The 13,494-nt window shown below is 74.4% G+C and carries 15 protein-coding genes; 6 read left to right on the plus strand and 9 right to left on the minus strand.

Features of this window, described 5'->3' with window-relative positions:
• Window positions 1–13: 13 nt before the first annotated feature.
• Window positions 14–508 carry a GNAT family N-acetyltransferase gene (locus tag UQW22_RS16215; protein WP_407318143.1) on the minus strand — a complete coding sequence of 165 codons (495 nt, stop codon included), beginning with the start codon at window positions 506–508 and terminating at the stop codon, window positions 14–16.
• Between the two features lie 35 nt (window positions 509–543).
• Here UQW22_RS16215 and UQW22_RS16220 point away from each other — a divergent pair, with 35 nt between their 5' ends.
• From UQW22_RS16220 to UQW22_RS16245, 6 genes are all read left to right on the plus strand, one after another.
• Entirely contained in the window at window positions 544–1,527 is a 984-nt protein-coding gene (locus UQW22_RS16220; protein WP_407318144.1) for a quinone oxidoreductase family protein, read from the plus strand.
• A 38-nt stretch (window positions 1,528–1,565) separates the two neighbouring features.
• Window positions 1,566–2,243 carry a methyltransferase domain-containing protein gene (locus tag UQW22_RS16225; RefSeq protein WP_407320841.1) on the plus strand — a complete coding sequence of 226 codons (678 nt, stop codon included), beginning with the start codon at window positions 1,566–1,568 and terminating at the stop codon, window positions 2,241–2,243.
• An 84-nt stretch (window positions 2,244–2,327) separates the two neighbouring features.
• The gene (locus tag UQW22_RS16230; RefSeq protein ID WP_407318145.1) at window positions 2,328–3,005 is read left to right on the plus strand and encodes a DUF2306 domain-containing protein; all 678 of its coding nucleotides are present in this window, start codon (window positions 2,328–2,330) and stop codon (window positions 3,003–3,005) included.
• 14 nt (window positions 3,006–3,019) lie between these two features.
• Window positions 3,020–4,165, plus strand: a complete 1,146-nt coding sequence (locus UQW22_RS16235) for a sensor histidine kinase (protein ID WP_407318146.1) — start codon at window positions 3,020–3,022, stop codon at window positions 4,163–4,165.
• Window positions 4,162–4,809 carry a response regulator gene (locus UQW22_RS16240; protein WP_407318148.1) on the plus strand — a complete coding sequence of 216 codons (648 nt, stop codon included), beginning with the start codon at window positions 4,162–4,164 and terminating at the stop codon, window positions 4,807–4,809. Before UQW22_RS16235 ends, UQW22_RS16240 begins: the two co-directional genes overlap by 4 nt.
• A 9-nt stretch (window positions 4,810–4,818) precedes the next feature.
• Entirely contained in the window at window positions 4,819–5,595 is a 777-nt protein-coding gene (locus tag UQW22_RS16245; protein WP_407318149.1) for an LLM class F420-dependent oxidoreductase, read from the plus strand.
• 86 nt (window positions 5,596–5,681) lie between these two features.
• On the opposite strand, the gene UQW22_RS16250 is transcribed toward UQW22_RS16245, so the two are convergent.
• The 8 genes from UQW22_RS16250 to infC form a co-directional block, all read right to left on the minus strand.
• Complete coding sequence (locus tag UQW22_RS16250) at window positions 5,682–6,527, minus strand: SDR family NAD(P)-dependent oxidoreductase (RefSeq protein WP_407318150.1); 846 nt, start codon at window positions 6,525–6,527, stop codon at window positions 5,682–5,684.
• Window positions 6,520–9,090: a phenylalanine--tRNA ligase subunit beta gene (pheT, locus tag UQW22_RS16255; RefSeq protein ID WP_407318151.1), complete on the minus strand. Its 2,571-nt coding sequence runs from the start codon at window positions 9,088–9,090 to the stop codon at window positions 6,520–6,522. Before pheT ends, UQW22_RS16250 begins: the two co-directional genes overlap by 8 nt.
• Entirely contained in the window at window positions 9,090–10,169 is a 1,080-nt protein-coding gene (pheS, locus tag UQW22_RS16260; RefSeq protein ID WP_407318152.1) for a phenylalanine--tRNA ligase subunit alpha, read from the minus strand. The genes pheT and pheS overlap by 1 nt, the downstream gene beginning before the upstream one ends.
• Before the next feature lie 48 nt (window positions 10,170–10,217).
• On the minus strand, window positions 10,218–10,850 hold the full coding sequence (thpR, locus tag UQW22_RS16265) for an RNA 2',3'-cyclic phosphodiesterase (RefSeq protein ID WP_407318154.1): 633 nt from the start codon (window positions 10,848–10,850) through the stop codon (window positions 10,218–10,220).
• 80 nt (window positions 10,851–10,930) lie between these two features.
• Window positions 10,931–11,797: a TrmH family RNA methyltransferase gene (locus tag UQW22_RS16270; protein WP_407318155.1), complete on the minus strand. Its 867-nt coding sequence runs from the start codon at window positions 11,795–11,797 to the stop codon at window positions 10,931–10,933.
• Between the two features lie 43 nt (window positions 11,798–11,840).
• Window positions 11,841–12,224 (minus strand): 50S ribosomal protein L20, encoded by a 384-nt coding sequence (gene rplT / locus UQW22_RS16275; protein ID WP_407318156.1) that lies wholly within the window; start codon window positions 12,222–12,224, stop codon window positions 11,841–11,843.
• A gap of 62 nt (window positions 12,225–12,286) precedes the next feature.
• A complete protein-coding gene (gene rpmI / locus UQW22_RS16280) occupies window positions 12,287–12,481 on the minus strand; it encodes a 50S ribosomal protein L35 (RefSeq protein ID WP_106267914.1) in 195 nt (64 codons plus the stop codon).
• A gap of 101 nt (window positions 12,482–12,582) precedes the next feature.
• A complete protein-coding gene (gene infC / locus UQW22_RS16285; RefSeq protein WP_407318157.1) occupies window positions 12,583–13,428 on the minus strand; it encodes a translation initiation factor IF-3 in 846 nt (281 codons plus the stop codon).
• Window positions 13,429–13,494 lie beyond the last annotated feature (66 nt).

Below are 13,494 nucleotides of genomic sequence, written 5' to 3' on the forward strand. Positions count from 1 at the left end.
GTCCCTGCCCGCGTCAGCGCAGCGGCAGATACATTACGAGCAGCCCGACGAACCCCGCCGTGGGGCTGCGGAACGCACCGGGAACCGTCCCGACGATCTCGAACCCGAGCGAACGCCACAACCGCACGGCCGTCGTGTTCGACTCGACCACGGCGTTGAACTGGATGCCGCGATATCCCTGCTCGCGATGCCAGTCGATCACGTGCTCGGCCAGCGCCCGGCCGACGCCCCGGCCTCGTGCGGCGTCGGCGACCATGAACGACGCCGTGCCGACGTGGTCCCCGTTCGCCGGGCGGTTCGGTCCCATCTTCGCGGTGCCGAGGACCTCACCCTCACCCACGGCCACTACCGTGCGGCCGGGCGGGCGCTCCATCCAGAGCTCCTGCGCCTGCTCGGACGTCAGGTCGAGCGGGTAGGCGTAGGTCTCGCCGGCCCGGACGACCGGTTCGACGACGGGCCAGACGCGGGGCCAGTCGTCACGGGTCGCGGTGCGGATCTCCGATGTCACGACCACAGGCTACGGGCGGGTCGTAGGCTCGGACCATGCGCGCAGTCGTGGCCCGCTCGGCGGGCGGCCCCGAGGTCCTGGAACACACCGAGCGTCCCGACCCCGAGCCCGGGCCGGGACAGCTGCTCGTGCGGGTGGCCGCGGCGGGGGTGAACTTCATCGACACCTACCGGCGTGCGGGCGTCTACCCGATGGATTTCCCGCACGTGGTGGGCGTGGAGGGTTCGGGCACGGTCGAGGCCTGCGGCACCGAGGTCGACGGTTTCACCGTCGGCGACCGCGTCGCCTGGCACCAGGCGCCCGGGTCGTACGCCGAGCTCGCGGTGGTCGGCGCCGACGTCGCGGTGCACGTGCCCACCGGCCTCGACCTGACGACGGCCGCGGCCCTCCCCCTGCAGGGCATGACGGCGCACTACCTGGTCACCTCGACCTTCGAGGTGGGCCTGGGCCACGACGTCCTCCTGACGGCCGGCGCCGGCGGTGTCGGTCTCCTGGCGACACAGCTCGCCACGGCGCGGGGCGGCAGGGTGCTCACGACGGTGTCGTCGCCGGAGAAGGCCGCGCTCTCGTCGGGAGCAGGTGCCGCTCACACCATCGACTACGCGGCGATGGACAACCTCACGGCCGAGCTGCCCGCCGTCGTCCACGAGCTGACTGACGGAGCCGGCGTGCACGTGGTGTACGACGGCGTCGGCGCCGCCACGTTCGACGCCTCGCTGGCGTCCCTGCGCCGGCGCGGCACCCTGGTGCTGTTCGGCGGCGCGTCGGGACAGGTGCCGCCGTTCGACCTGCAGCGACTCAACGCCGGCGGGTCGCTGTACGTCACCCGCCCGACGCTCGCCCACTACACCGCGACCCGCGCGGAGCTGGAGTGGCGGGCGGGCGAGGTGCTCGGCGCCGCGGCCGACGGCGACCTCGAGGTACGGGTCGGAGCGACCTACCCGCTGGCGGACGCCGCCTCTGCGCACGCCGCCCTCGAGGGTCGGGCGACCACGGGCAAGGTGCTCCTCCTGCCGTAGGTATAACTTGACGTCAAGACACTTGACGTCGAAGGAGACTGCCGTGCCCGACTGGTCCCCCACCGTCGCGGTGGCCCCACGCGGACGTCGTCGGCATCGACGCCTCGCCCGCCATGATCGAACGGGCAGCGGCGGACAACACCGACCCCCGAGCGCGGTACCAGCGCGCCGACCTGCGGGACTACGCCGCCGGGCACATCTCGCCGACCGGTGCCGACCTCGTCATCAGCAACGCGGCGCTGCGGTGGGTCCCGGGCCACCGCGAGCTCCTCGCAGCGTTGGCCGCGACAGCCGCCCAGGTCTTCGCGTTCCAGGTACCCGGCAACCACGACGCCCCCAGCCATCGTCTGCTCCGCGAGGTCGCGGCCCGCTCGCCGTACGCCGCCGTCGTCGGGCCGGTGCCACGACGTGCGACGGCCGACCCCGCCGAGTACCTGGATCTCCTCGCCGCGCCCGGCTGGACCGTCGACGCCTGGGAGACCACCTGCACGCACGTGCTCGACGGGCCGGACCCCGTGCTGCGGTGGATCTCGGCGACCGGCGCACAGCCGACGTTGCAGGCCCTGACGGCGCACGACGACGCCCACGGCACCACGTTGCGGGTGGCGTTCGAGGCCGAGTACGGCGCCGCCCTGCGGGGCGCCTACCCGCCGCGGGCCTTCGGGACGCCCCTGGAGTTCCGCCGCGTCTTCGCCGTGGCGACCCGCACCGGTTGACCGGCCCGGTCCCGTCCGACCGGCCGACGAGGACCGGCCCATCGGCCGATGTGGCGACCAGCGGCCGACACGCACGCTGACGTCATGTCCAGCACCTCGACCTCTCGCCCGACCTCTCTTCCATCTCGCGCCTCCACCCGGCCCGCCGCCCGCTCCGCCGCCCGCGACCGGCTCGCCGTGGCCGGCCTGCTCGCCCTCGCCGCGGTGCCCGTCGCCGCGGGCGCCGTGCGCCTCGGTGACCTCGGCGAGATCACGGCCGACAACGCCCGGTTCGTCGCCGACCCGGTACCGATCGTCCTGCACGTGGTGACCGCCACCGTCTACGCCGTCCTCGGCGCGTTCCAGTTCTCCCGCCGCATCCGCCGCGACCACCACGCCTGGCACCGCCGCGCCGGCACCGTCCTGGTTCCCACGGGCGTGCTCGTCGCCGCCAGCGGTCTGTGGATGACCGCCGCCTACGAGGTGCCCGCGGGCGACGACGGCGCCCTCGCCCTCATGCGCTACGCCGTCGGCGTGGCCATGCTCGCCCAGCTCACGCTGGCCGTGGTCGCCCTGGCACGCCACCGGTACGCCAGCCACGGCGCGTGGATGACCCGCGCCTACGCCCTCGGGATGGGCGCCGGCACCCAGGTGCTCAGCGCAGGACCGACGCTCGCCCTGGCGGACCCGCCCGACTGGGTGCGTCCGGTGTCGATGGGCGCCGGCTGGGTGCTCAACGTCCTGGTCGCGGAGTGGGTCGTCGCACGCCGGAGGCACCGGTGACTAGTATCAGCCCCGTGCAGCGCATCGCGGCCGGGCGCCTCCTGGGTCGTCCGCCGGCCCCCGGCGCCGAGCCGCCACGCCGTCGCGACGGCGTACTGGTCCTGGTCCTGGTCGCCGCGGCCGTCCTCGAGGGCACGCTGCGCACCGACCTCGTCCGGCCGGTGGTGACCGTCGCCGTCACCGTCGTCGCCCTGACCACCCTGCCCTGGCGGCGGGTCCACCCGCTGCTCGTCGTGGCCGTCGCCACCGTCCCCACGAGTGCCCTCGAGCTCCTCCAGGCCGCTGCCGGGCCCGCCCCTACCACGCTCGTGACCACCGTCTCGCTCGTGCTGGCGCCCTACGCCCTGTACCGCTGGGGATCGGGGCGGGCGGTGGCCGCAGGGTCGCTCCTGCTGGTCGGAGGATTCGCCGTCTCGGTCGTCGTGCGCTCGGGAGGCGCCGTCGACGCCCTCGCCGGCGCCGCGTTCCTCGCGCTGCTCGCGCTCACCGGCGAGCTGCGCCGGTCGCGACTCGCCGCCCGCGAACGCGAGCGGGAACGGATCACCGCCCAGGAGCGTGCGCGGATCGCCCGCGACCTGCACGACACGCTCGCCCACACCCTCTCCGGGATCGCCGTGCGGGCCCAGGCCGGCCAGATCGAGTCCGTCCGCGCTCCCGAGGCCGCACGGGAGGCCCTGCGATCCGTCGAGCACGAGGCCCGCGCCGCACTGACCGACATGCGCGCCATCGTCGGCACCCTGCGCACCGACGACGCGCTGCGCCGCCGGCCGGCGCCCGGGCTCGCCGACCTGGCCTCGCTGGCCTCTCCCGTGGGCGGGCTTGCGCCCGTCGTCGACGTCCGGGTCGCCCCGGACGTCGAACCGGTCGGCGTGACCGTGGCCACCACGGTCTACCGGCTGGCCCAGGAAGCCGTCACGAACGCCCGCCGGCACGCCACCGGGGCCACCCGCGTGGACGTGGCGGTCGGTCGCGCAGGCGGTGCGGTGACGCTGCGCGTGCACGACGACGGCACGGCGGGCGCGCCGGGTACCACCGGCCACGGCCTGGCCGGCATGGCCGAACGTGCCGCACTGCTGGGCGGCCGGTGCACCGCGGGGCCGGACCCGGCCGGCGGGTGGACCGTGGCCGCCACCCTCCCGGCCCCCGGCGGCGACCGATGACGATCCGCGTGCTGGTCGCCGACGACCAGGAGATCGTCCGGACCGGACTGCGGACCATCCTCGACGCCCAGGACGGGATCCAGGTCGTCGCCGTGGCCGCCGACGGGCGCCAGGCCGTGCGTCTGGCCCGTGCCCACCGGCCCGACGTCTGCCTCCTCGACCTGCGGATGCCCGTCCTCGACGGCGTGGCCGCCACCCGCGAGCTCGCCGGACCCGGCGTCGACGACCCGGTACCCGTCGTCGTGATCACCACCTTCGACCTGGACGAGCACGTGCACGCCGCGCTCGGGGCGGGTGCCCGCGGGTTCCTGCTCAAGGACGCCGGTCCCGGCCTGCTGGCGCAGGCCGTTCGGGCGGCCGCGTCCGGCGACGCCCTCATCGACCCCGGGGTGACCGTGCGGCTGCTGTCTCACTTCGCCGCCTCCCGGCGGCCACCGACGCCCTCCGCGCCCCTGACCGACCGTGAGGAGGCGGTGCTCGCGCTCGTCGCGGCCGGGCGCACCAACGCCGAGATCGCCACCGAGCTGCACCTGAGCCTCAGCACGGTCAAGACCCATCTCGGGTCGGTGCTCGCCAAGACCGGCACCCGCAACCGGGTCGAGGTCGCACGGTGGGCCATTGAGTCGGGCCTCACCGCGCGCTAGCGTGCCCGCATGACCTCGAGGATCCGCATCGCCTACCAGCTCGGCCAGCAGCACGGCGACTACGCGACGATCCGCGACACCGTCCTGCGCGCCGAGGACGCCGGCGTCGACATCGTGTTCAGCTGGGACCACTTCTTCCCTCTGTCCGGCGACCCGGACGGGAAGCACTTCGAGTGCTGGACGATGCTCGGCGCCTGGGCGGAGCAGACCGAACGTGTGGAGATCGGCGCGCTGGTGACCGGCAACGGCTACCGCAACCCGGACCTGCTCGCGGACATGGCCCGCACGGTCGACCACATCAGCGGAGGGCGCCTGATCCTCGGTATCGGCGCCGGGTGGGCCGAGAAGGACTACCGCGAGTTCGGCTACGAGTTCGGTTCGGCCGGCACCCGCATCGCCGACCTCGCCGCGGCGCTGCCCCGCGTCCGCGCCCGGCTGGCTGCCGGCAACCCCGCACCCACGCGCGACATCCCGCTGCTCGTCGGCGGCGGCGGCGAGAAGAAGATGCTGCGGCTCGTCGCCGAGCACGCCGACGTGTGGCACTCGTTCGGGGACGCCGCCACGCTGCGTCACAAGTCGACCGTGCTGGACGCGCACGGCGCAGACGTCGGCCGCGACACCGCCGCGCAGGTCGAACGGTCGGTCGGGGTCAAGCGACCACCGCGGGAGGTCGCCGTCGCCCTCGTCGACGCCGGTGCCACCCTCTTCACGATCGGCACCAGCGGCCCCGACTTCGACCTCGACCTCGCGAAGCAGTGGGTGGCCTGGCGCGACGCCCAGCGGTAGGCGAGCGCCGCTCCGCCGCCGCTCGGCGACGTCGCGTCCACGCCGCTCGGCGACGTCGCGTCCACGCCGCTCTGCGGCGTCGCGGGTCAGCGGCCGGTCAGGGCCTGGGACAGCGGGTCGCTCGGACCGGCGGGCAGCACCCGCAGGTGCCGCGGCGCCGCAGCCGTCGCCTCGGTGGCCAGCGTTCGCAGCGACGCCGGCGTGTCGTCAGAGACGCGCACGAACCAGCCGGAGCACTCGTCCAGCTCTCCCCGGGCGAAAGCGACCGCGACGTCGACCGTGCGCTCGACCGGCGTCCACTCGGTGCGGTCGGCGTGCACGCCCATCGCGGCCGTCATGTCCGTGGCGACCACGCCCGGGGCCAGCTCCAGCGTGCGCAGGCCTCGCCCGTGCCCCGTGGCGTGCAGGTGGTGCCCGAGCCGCATCAGCGCCGTCTTGGACAGGTTGTAGGCGCTGGAGTAGGTCATGTCGTGCGAACCGGAGCCGCTGTTGAGGTCGATGACCCGGCCGCCACCGCGGGCGAGCATCCCCGGCACCGCGAACCTCGCGAGCAGGAACGGCCCCCGGACGTTCGTGGTCATGACCTGCCACCACTCGTCGACGTCGGCCTCCCAGACGGGCACCTCGACGTCGATGCGGCCGGCGTTGTTGACCAGCAGGTCGACGCCGTCCAGGCCGCCGTCGGCCGCCGGGGACTCGGCGCGCGCGACGGCAGCGGCCACCGCCGTCGGGTCGGTCACGTCCGCCGCGAGGACCAGCGCCCGCCGCCCCCGGCCGCGCACCTCGGCAGCGACCTGGGCGAGGCGCTCCTCGTCGCGGGCGAGCAGCGCGACGTCGAGCCCGGCGTCGGCCAGTCCCAGGGCGACCGCACGGCCGATCCCGCGGCTTGCGCCGGTGACCAGCGCGGTCCGGGCCGGTTGCGGCTCAACCACGGAGCACCGCCCCGACCCGCTCCGCCGTGGCCGCGACCACGCCGTCACGCACCGCCCGGACGTCCTCGGCACCCAGGGTGCGCTCGGTGGCCCGCAGCCGCAGCGAGTAGGCCAACGACTTCTTGCCCTCGCCCACCTGCTCACCGGTGAAGACGTCGAACAGCGTCACGTCCTCGAGGAGCGGCCCGGCTCCCGCCACGATCGCGGCGCGCACCTCCTCGGCCGGCACGTCACCGTCGACCACGAAGGCGAGGTCCTCCTTGGCGGCGGGGAACGCCGAGACGGGCACCGACTCGACCGGCGCGTCGCCCGCGGCGTCGACCAGCGCCGACAGATCCAGCTCGAACGCGGCCGTGCGCGCCGGCAGCCCGAGCTTCTCGACGACCTTCGGGTGCAGCTCGCCGGCGTGCCCGACCGTGGTCCCCGGGGCGTCGGCCAGCGCGATGCGGGCGGTCCGACCGGGATGCCACGGCAGGTGGTCCGGGTCGTTGGTCACCACGACCCGAGCACCGACGACGTCGGCGACCAGGCGGGCGGCCTCCAGCGCATCGGCCCAGTCCGCCTGTCGACCCGGGCCCCACCAGCCGGCGGGATCGGCGTGGCCCGCCAGCACGCCGGCCACCCGGCGCGGCTGCGCCGGGGTGGCGGCCGCGAGCGCGGCGAGCTCCTCCGGCCCCGGACGCACACCGACCGGCAGCTGTGGCGCCGGCGGCGCTCCAGCCGTCGGACGCGTCACCAGGCCGATCTCGAAGACGGAGACGTCCTCCAGACCGCGGGCGACGTTGCGGCGAGCCGCCTCGAGCAGCGTCACCAGGAGGTTGGTCCGCATCAGCGGCCGGTCGTCCGCCAGCGGGTTCGCCAGCCGCAGCGCCGTGCGCCGTTCGTCGTCAGCCGGCAGGCCGAGGGCGTCGAGGTCCGCCGGACCGACGAACGGGTAGGTGAGCACCTCGACCAGGCCGGCCTCGGCCAGCGCCCGGGCGACGGACCGGCGGGTCCGCTGCTCGGCGGTGAGGCCCCGCCCCCCGCGGGCCGCGGGCAGGACCGAGGGGATCTGGTCGTAGCCGGCGATGCGCACGACCTCCTCGACCAGCGTCGCCGGCTCGGTGAGGTCCGGGCGCCAGGACGGCGGCGTGACCTCGAGGGAGCCGGTCGCCGCCTCGTCCACGGTGCCACCGATCGTGCGCAGGACGTCCACCACCTGGTCGCGCGCGTAGGGCACGCCGGCCGTCCGGCCCGGCAGGGTCACGTCGAGCGTGATCGGTGCCGGCGACGTCGTGACGTCCAGGTCGCTGACGGCGTGGTCGGCGGTCCCCCCGCCGAGCTCGACGAGCAGGTCGACCACGCGCTGCGCGGCGACCGCGGGCAGCCGGGGGTCGACGCCGCGCTCGAACCGCTTCGCCGCCTCGGACGGCAGCCGGTGGCGGCGCGCCGTCCGCGCGACCGACACCTGGTCGAAGTGCGCGGCCTCGACCAGCACGTCGGTCGTGGCCGACGAGACCTCCGACGACGCGCCCCCCATCACACCGGCCAGGCCGAGGACGCGGCTGCCGCGCGCACCGTCGGGCGAGTCCGTGATGAGCAGGTCCTCGGCGTCCAGCGAGCGATCGACGTCGTCGAGCGTGGTCAGGCGCTCCCCCGTCCGGGCACGCCGCACCACGACGGGAGCAGCCACCTCGGCCGAGTCGTAGGCGTGCAGCGGCTGGCCGAGGTCGAGCATGACGTAGTTCGTCACGTCGACGGTCAAGGAGATGGAACGCATGCCCGACCCCTCCAGCCGGCGCTTCATCCACGCGGGCGTCGGTGCGGCGGGGTCGATGCCGCGCACGATCCGGGTCACGAACCGGTCGCAGCCGGTCTGACCGTCGATCGGCGCCCGGTCGTCGACCTCGACGACGAACCCGTCAGGGGTCGCGGCCGGCGGGGGCACGGGCAGCGCCTCGGCGAGCCCGCGGTCGGTGAACGCCGCGCCCGTGGCGTGCGAGTACTCACGTGCCACACCCCGGTAGCTGAAGGCGTACCCGCGGTCCGGCGTCACGTTGATCTCGAGCACCTCGTCACCCAGCCCGAGCAGCGCGACCGCGTCCTGGCCGGGCCGCAGGTCCGCGGCGTCGAAGCCGGCGCGGGTGAGCACGAGGATGCCGTCGTGGTCGTCGCCGATGCCGAGCTCGCGCACCGAGCAGATCATCCCGTCGGACACGTGCCCGTAGGTCTTGCGGGCCGCGATCTCGAACCCGCCGGGCAGGACCGTCCCGGGCAGGGACACGGCCACGAGGTCGCCGACCCCGAAGTTGTGCGCGCCGCAGACGATCCCGCGGGCGCCGTCGTCGTCGTTGTGCTCCGGGCCGACGTCGACCCGGCACCAGTTGATCGTCTTGCCGTTCTTCTGCGGCTCGGCCGTCAGCTCGAGCACCCGGCCCACGACGAGCGGACCCGTCACCGCGGCCGGGTGGATCTCCTCCTCCTCGAGACCCACGCGGACCAGGGCGGCGGCGAGCTGCTCCGTCGTCAGGTCGGCCGGGAGCTCGACGTGGTCGGCGAGCCAGTCAGCAACGATGCGGGGCATCAGATCTCCGTCCCGAACTGGGTGGAGAAGCGCACGTCGCCCTCCACGATGTCGTGCATGTCAGCGATGGAGTGGCGCAGCATGAGCGTCCGCTCGATCCCCATGCCGAACGCGAACCCGGAGTACTCCTCGGGGTCGACGCCGGCCGCACGCAGGACGTTGGGGTGGACCATGCCGCAGCCGCCCCACTCGATCCAGCCCGCACCGCCCTTCTTCTGGGGGAACCACAGGTCCATCTCGGCGCTGGGCTCGGTGAAGGGGAAGAAGCTCGGGCGCAACCGGGTCCGGGCCTGCGGGCCGAACATCTCGCGCGCGAAGGCGTCGAGCGTCCCGACCAGGTTCGCCATGGTCAGGCCCTTGTCGACGGCGAGCCCTTCGACCTGGTGGAACACGGGCGTGTGCGTGGCGTCCAGGGCGTCGGTCCGGAAGACCTTGCCCGGGCACGCGATGTACAGCGGCACCCCCCGCTCGAGCAGGGAGCGGGCCTGCACCGGCGAGGTGTGGGTGCGCAGCACGAGGTTCGGGGCCTCCCCGGCGGAACCCCCGTCGCCCTCCGTACCCGCCACGTAGAACGTGTCCTGCATCTGCCGGGCGGGGTGGTCCGGGCCGAAGTTCAGCGCGTCGAAGTTGAACCACTCGGCCTCGACCTCCGGCCCGTCCGCGATCTCCCAGCCGAGGCCGACGAAGAAGTCGGCGACCCGCTCCTGGATCAGCTCGATCGGGTGGCGGGCTCCGCGCGGTGCCCGGTCGGTCGGCAGGGTGACGTCGACGGTCTCCTCGACGAGCACGCGGGCGTCGCGCTCCTCCTCGAGCTCCGCGTGGCGCGCGGCGATCGCCTGGTTGACGCGTCCGCGCCGCGGTCCCACGTTCTTGCCCGCGGCCGCCTTGTCCGGCCCGGGCAGCGCGCCGATGGCGCGGTTGGCCAGCGCGAGCGGGCTCCGGTCACCGGTGTGCCGGGTCCGGACGGTCTTCAGGTCGTCCAGGTCGGACGCCGCGGCGACGTCCGCCAGCGCAGCGTCGACGGCGGCGTCGAGCGCGTCGACGTCCAAGGGATCGGGCAGCGGTTCGGGCGCAGACATGCGTGCCTTCCTGGAGGATGTGCGTGGCGGCAGGGGACAGTCTATGTCTCAGCCGTCGACGGCCTGGCCGAGCGGGAGCGCGGCGACGTCGGTGTGCGCCGGACCACCTGATCGCCCGGCGCCGAGCTCGGACGCGACGACGTGCACCCGCTCGACGGTCCAGGCCGGCCCGGAGTAGACCGCCAGGGCACGGGCCCACTGCGCGAAGGGAGCCGCCGGCTCGGGAGCACGGCGCTCGCGACGGGCCTGCCGCCGCTCGCCGCCCCGGACGGTGGAGGCGCGCGCCACGGTCACGTGCGGACGACCACCGGACCGCTCCCGCGCGGGCATCCCCTCGCCGGCGGCCACGTCGCTCGCCAGCGCGCCGAGCCGCCGCAGGGCGGGCACGTCGTCGCGCAGGCCCACCCAGAGCGTGCGCCCGCCGAAGGTGCCGCTGCCGGCCAGGGACAGTGGGAACGGCTCGACCTGCGCCAGCGCCTCGCGCAACGTGGCCACGTACCCGGGCAGCGCTCCGTCAGGCACCGTCCCGTGGAACACGAGCGTCACGTGCCGCTGCGCGCGCGGGACCCAGCGCAGTCCGGCGCCAGGGTCGGGGACGGCGGCGCCGCCGACCCCGCCGACCGCCAGGTCGAGATGGGCCGACGCCTCGGCGGAGGGGTAGACGGCCGTGAAGAGTCGCACCCGCCGATCCTAGAACCTGTCGAACAACCCCGGCGGGGTGTTCGACGAGGTCCGGGACGACATCGTGCCCCCGGGGCGGGTCAGCGCTGGGCCCGCCCGGAGGCGTAGAGGCAGACGGTGGCGGCGGTCGCGAGGTTGAGGGACTCGGCCCGGCCGCGGATCGGCACCCTCACGACGGCGTGCGCGAGCTCGCGGTCGGCCGCCGGCAGCCCCCATGCCTCGTTGCCGAAGACCCAGGCGGTCGACGCGGCGAGGTCGGGGACGGCCGCCGGGCGGTCTGCCGCCGGCCCCGCGACGTCCAGGAGGTCGTCGAGGTCGTGGTCGCCGGTGCCGTCGGCGGCGAGCACGGTGCACCCGGCCGCACGGACGGCGTCGACGACCTCGGCGAGGGGCACGTCGGACACGACGGGCAGGTGGAACAGCGAACCGGCCGTGGAACGCACGACCTTGGGGTTGTGCACGTCGACGCTGTCGCCGGCGAGCACCACGAGGTCGGCCCCGGCGGCGTCGGCCGCCCGGATCACCGTGCCCGCGTTCCCTGGGTCACGGACGGTCGCCAGCACGGCCACGAGCAGCGGACGACGGCGGCCCTGGCCGAGCGCGTCGAGCGCCGCCGCCAGCGTGGGTCGCTCCGCGCGGACCACGGCCAGCACGCCCTGGGCGTCGGGGCTCATGGCCGCCAGCACCTCGGGCGTGCCGAGGTGCACGTACAGGCCGGCCGCCAGGGCGGCGTCGAGGATCTCGGTGTAGCGAAGCGCCGCCGCCCGGGTGAGGTAGAGGTCACGCACGGTGGACGGCGCGTGCCGGACCGCCTCTCGGACGCCCTGCGGCCCCTCGACGAGGAGCTGATCGTGCGCGGAGCGCGCGGAACGCCCGGACAGGGCCCTGACCTGCTTGACGCGGGCCGCCCGCGGGTTGGCGAGGGTCACGTCGGGGATGCGAGGCATCGGCAGGTGGGCTGTCCGGGCGTCCGGGTGGTGCGACGCGGGCTCAGGCGGCCTTGGGCGCGTTGACGTCTGCAGGCAGAGCGTCCTTCGCGACCTGGACCAGCGCGTTGAACGCCGCGATGTCGTTGACCGCGAGCTCGGCGAGCATGCGACGGTCGACCTCGACGCCCGCGGCCTTGAGGCCCTGGACGAAGCGGTTGTAGGTCAGACCCTGCGCGCGGGACGCCGCGTTGATCCGCTGGATCCACAGCTTGCGGAAGTCGCCCTTCTTGGCCTTCCGGTCGCGGTACGAGTAGACGAAGGAGTGGGTGACCTGCTCCTTGGCCTTCCGGTACAGGCGCGAGCGCTGGCCGCGGTAGCCGCTGGCGCGCTCGAGGGTCGTACGGCGCTTCTTGTGGGCGTTGACCGCCCGCTTCACGCGTGCCACGTGATGCTCCTTGCAGTTCGGGTCGGAAGTGGGCTACCGGCGGGATCGGCCGCCGGCCAGGCTCACTTGCCGAGCAGCTTCTTGATTCGCTTGACGTCGGCGGGTGCGACGTCCTGGTCCACGGCGAGCCGACGCGTACGGCGGCTCGACTTGTGCTCGAGGTAGTGGCGAGCGTTCGTCTGCTCGCGCATGAGCTTGCCCTTGCCGGTCACCCGGAAGCGCTTCTTGGAGCCGGAGTGCGTCTTGTTCTTCGGCATGACTGCCGTCTCTCCTCGTGTCGGTCACCCACCCGAGGGCGGGGACGTGATGCTGACCGCGGCCGGTGCGCCGGCCCGGTGCCAGATGGTCTGTCGAGCGTTCAGCCCGCCTGCGGGCGCGGCTTGGGGCCGGGCCGCGGCGCTGCCGTCGTCCCGTCCTGCTCGGGGGCCGAGGTCGCCGCGGCCGGCTCGGCAGCCGGCGCAGGCCTCTCGGCCGCAGGCTCCACCGGCGCGGGCGTCTCGGACGGGCTGTCGTCGGAGGCGGCCTTGGCGCGAGCCTCGGCCTTGACCTCGGACTTGGTCTTGCGCTGGGCGTTGACCTCGGCAGAGCGCTTGCGCTGCTCGTGCTTGGCGTCCGCCTTCTTCTTGACCGGCCCGAGGACCATGGTCATGTTGCGGCCGTCCTGCTTCGGCATGGACTCGACGAAACCGAGCTCGGCCACGTCGTCCGCGAGCCGCTGCAGCAGCCGGACACCCATCTCGGGGCGGGACTGCTCACGACCACGGAACATGATCATGACCTTGACCTTGTCGCCGGCCGACAGGAAGCGCTCGACGTGGCCCTTCTTGGTGGCGTAGTCGTGCGGGTCGATCTTCAGGCGGAAGCGGATCTCCTTGAGGAGGGTGTTCGCCTGCTTGCGACGCGCCTCGCGCGCCTTCATGTCCGACTCGTACTTGAACTTGCCGAAGTCCATGAGCTTGGCCACGGGCGGCCGGGCGTCCGGCGCCACCTCGACGAGGTCGAGGTCGGCGTCCTGCGCCAGCTTGAGGGCGACGCCCGTGGCGACCACGCCGACCTGTTCCCCGCCCGGGCCGATGAGCCGGACCTCGGGGACGCGGATCCGGTCGTTGATGCGAGGCTCGCTGATGGTGATGCTCCTAGAACTCGTCGTGAGACCGCCAGGAACGAGGAAGGCCCCCGACCTGAGCGAACAGGTGGAGGCCATCGGTCCGGCAACGCCGACGCGGGTGACGTCGGCGACCGGGGCAGGACGGCGTGCGCCGTCCGACCG

Source organism: Isoptericola halotolerans (genome assembly GCF_045689585.1).
Taxonomy (GTDB): domain Bacteria; phylum Actinomycetota; class Actinomycetes; order Actinomycetales; family Cellulomonadaceae; genus Isoptericola; species Isoptericola halotolerans_B.

Coding starts and splice junctions, on each gene's coding strand:
- UQW22_RS16220 (WP_407318144.1), top strand. CDS start 544: ATGCGCGCAGTCGTGGCCCGCTCGGCGGGCGGCCCCGAGGTCCTGGAA.
- UQW22_RS16230 (WP_407318145.1), top strand. CDS start 2,328: ATGTCCAGCACCTCGACCTCTCGCCCGACCTCTCTTCCATCTCGCGCC.
- UQW22_RS16240 (WP_407318148.1), top strand. CDS start 4,162: ATGACGATCCGCGTGCTGGTCGCCGACGACCAGGAGATCGTCCGGACC.
- UQW22_RS16245 (WP_407318149.1), top strand. CDS start 4,819: ATGACCTCGAGGATCCGCATCGCCTACCAGCTCGGCCAGCAGCACGGC.
- pheT (WP_407318151.1), bottom strand. CDS start 9,090: ATGCCCCGCATCGTTGCTGACTGGCTCGCCGACCACGTCGAGCTCCCG.
- pheS (WP_407318152.1), bottom strand. CDS start 10,169: ATGTCTGCGCCCGAACCGCTGCCCGATCCCTTGGACGTCGACGCGCTC.
- UQW22_RS16270 (WP_407318155.1), bottom strand. CDS start 11,797: ATGCCTCGCATCCCCGACGTGACCCTCGCCAACCCGCGGGCGGCCCGC.
- rpmI (WP_106267914.1), bottom strand. CDS start 12,481: ATGCCGAAGAACAAGACGCACTCCGGCTCCAAGAAGCGCTTCCGGGTG.
- infC (WP_407318157.1), bottom strand. CDS start 13,428: ATGGCCTCCACCTGTTCGCTCAGGTCGGGGGCCTTCCTCGTTCCTGGC.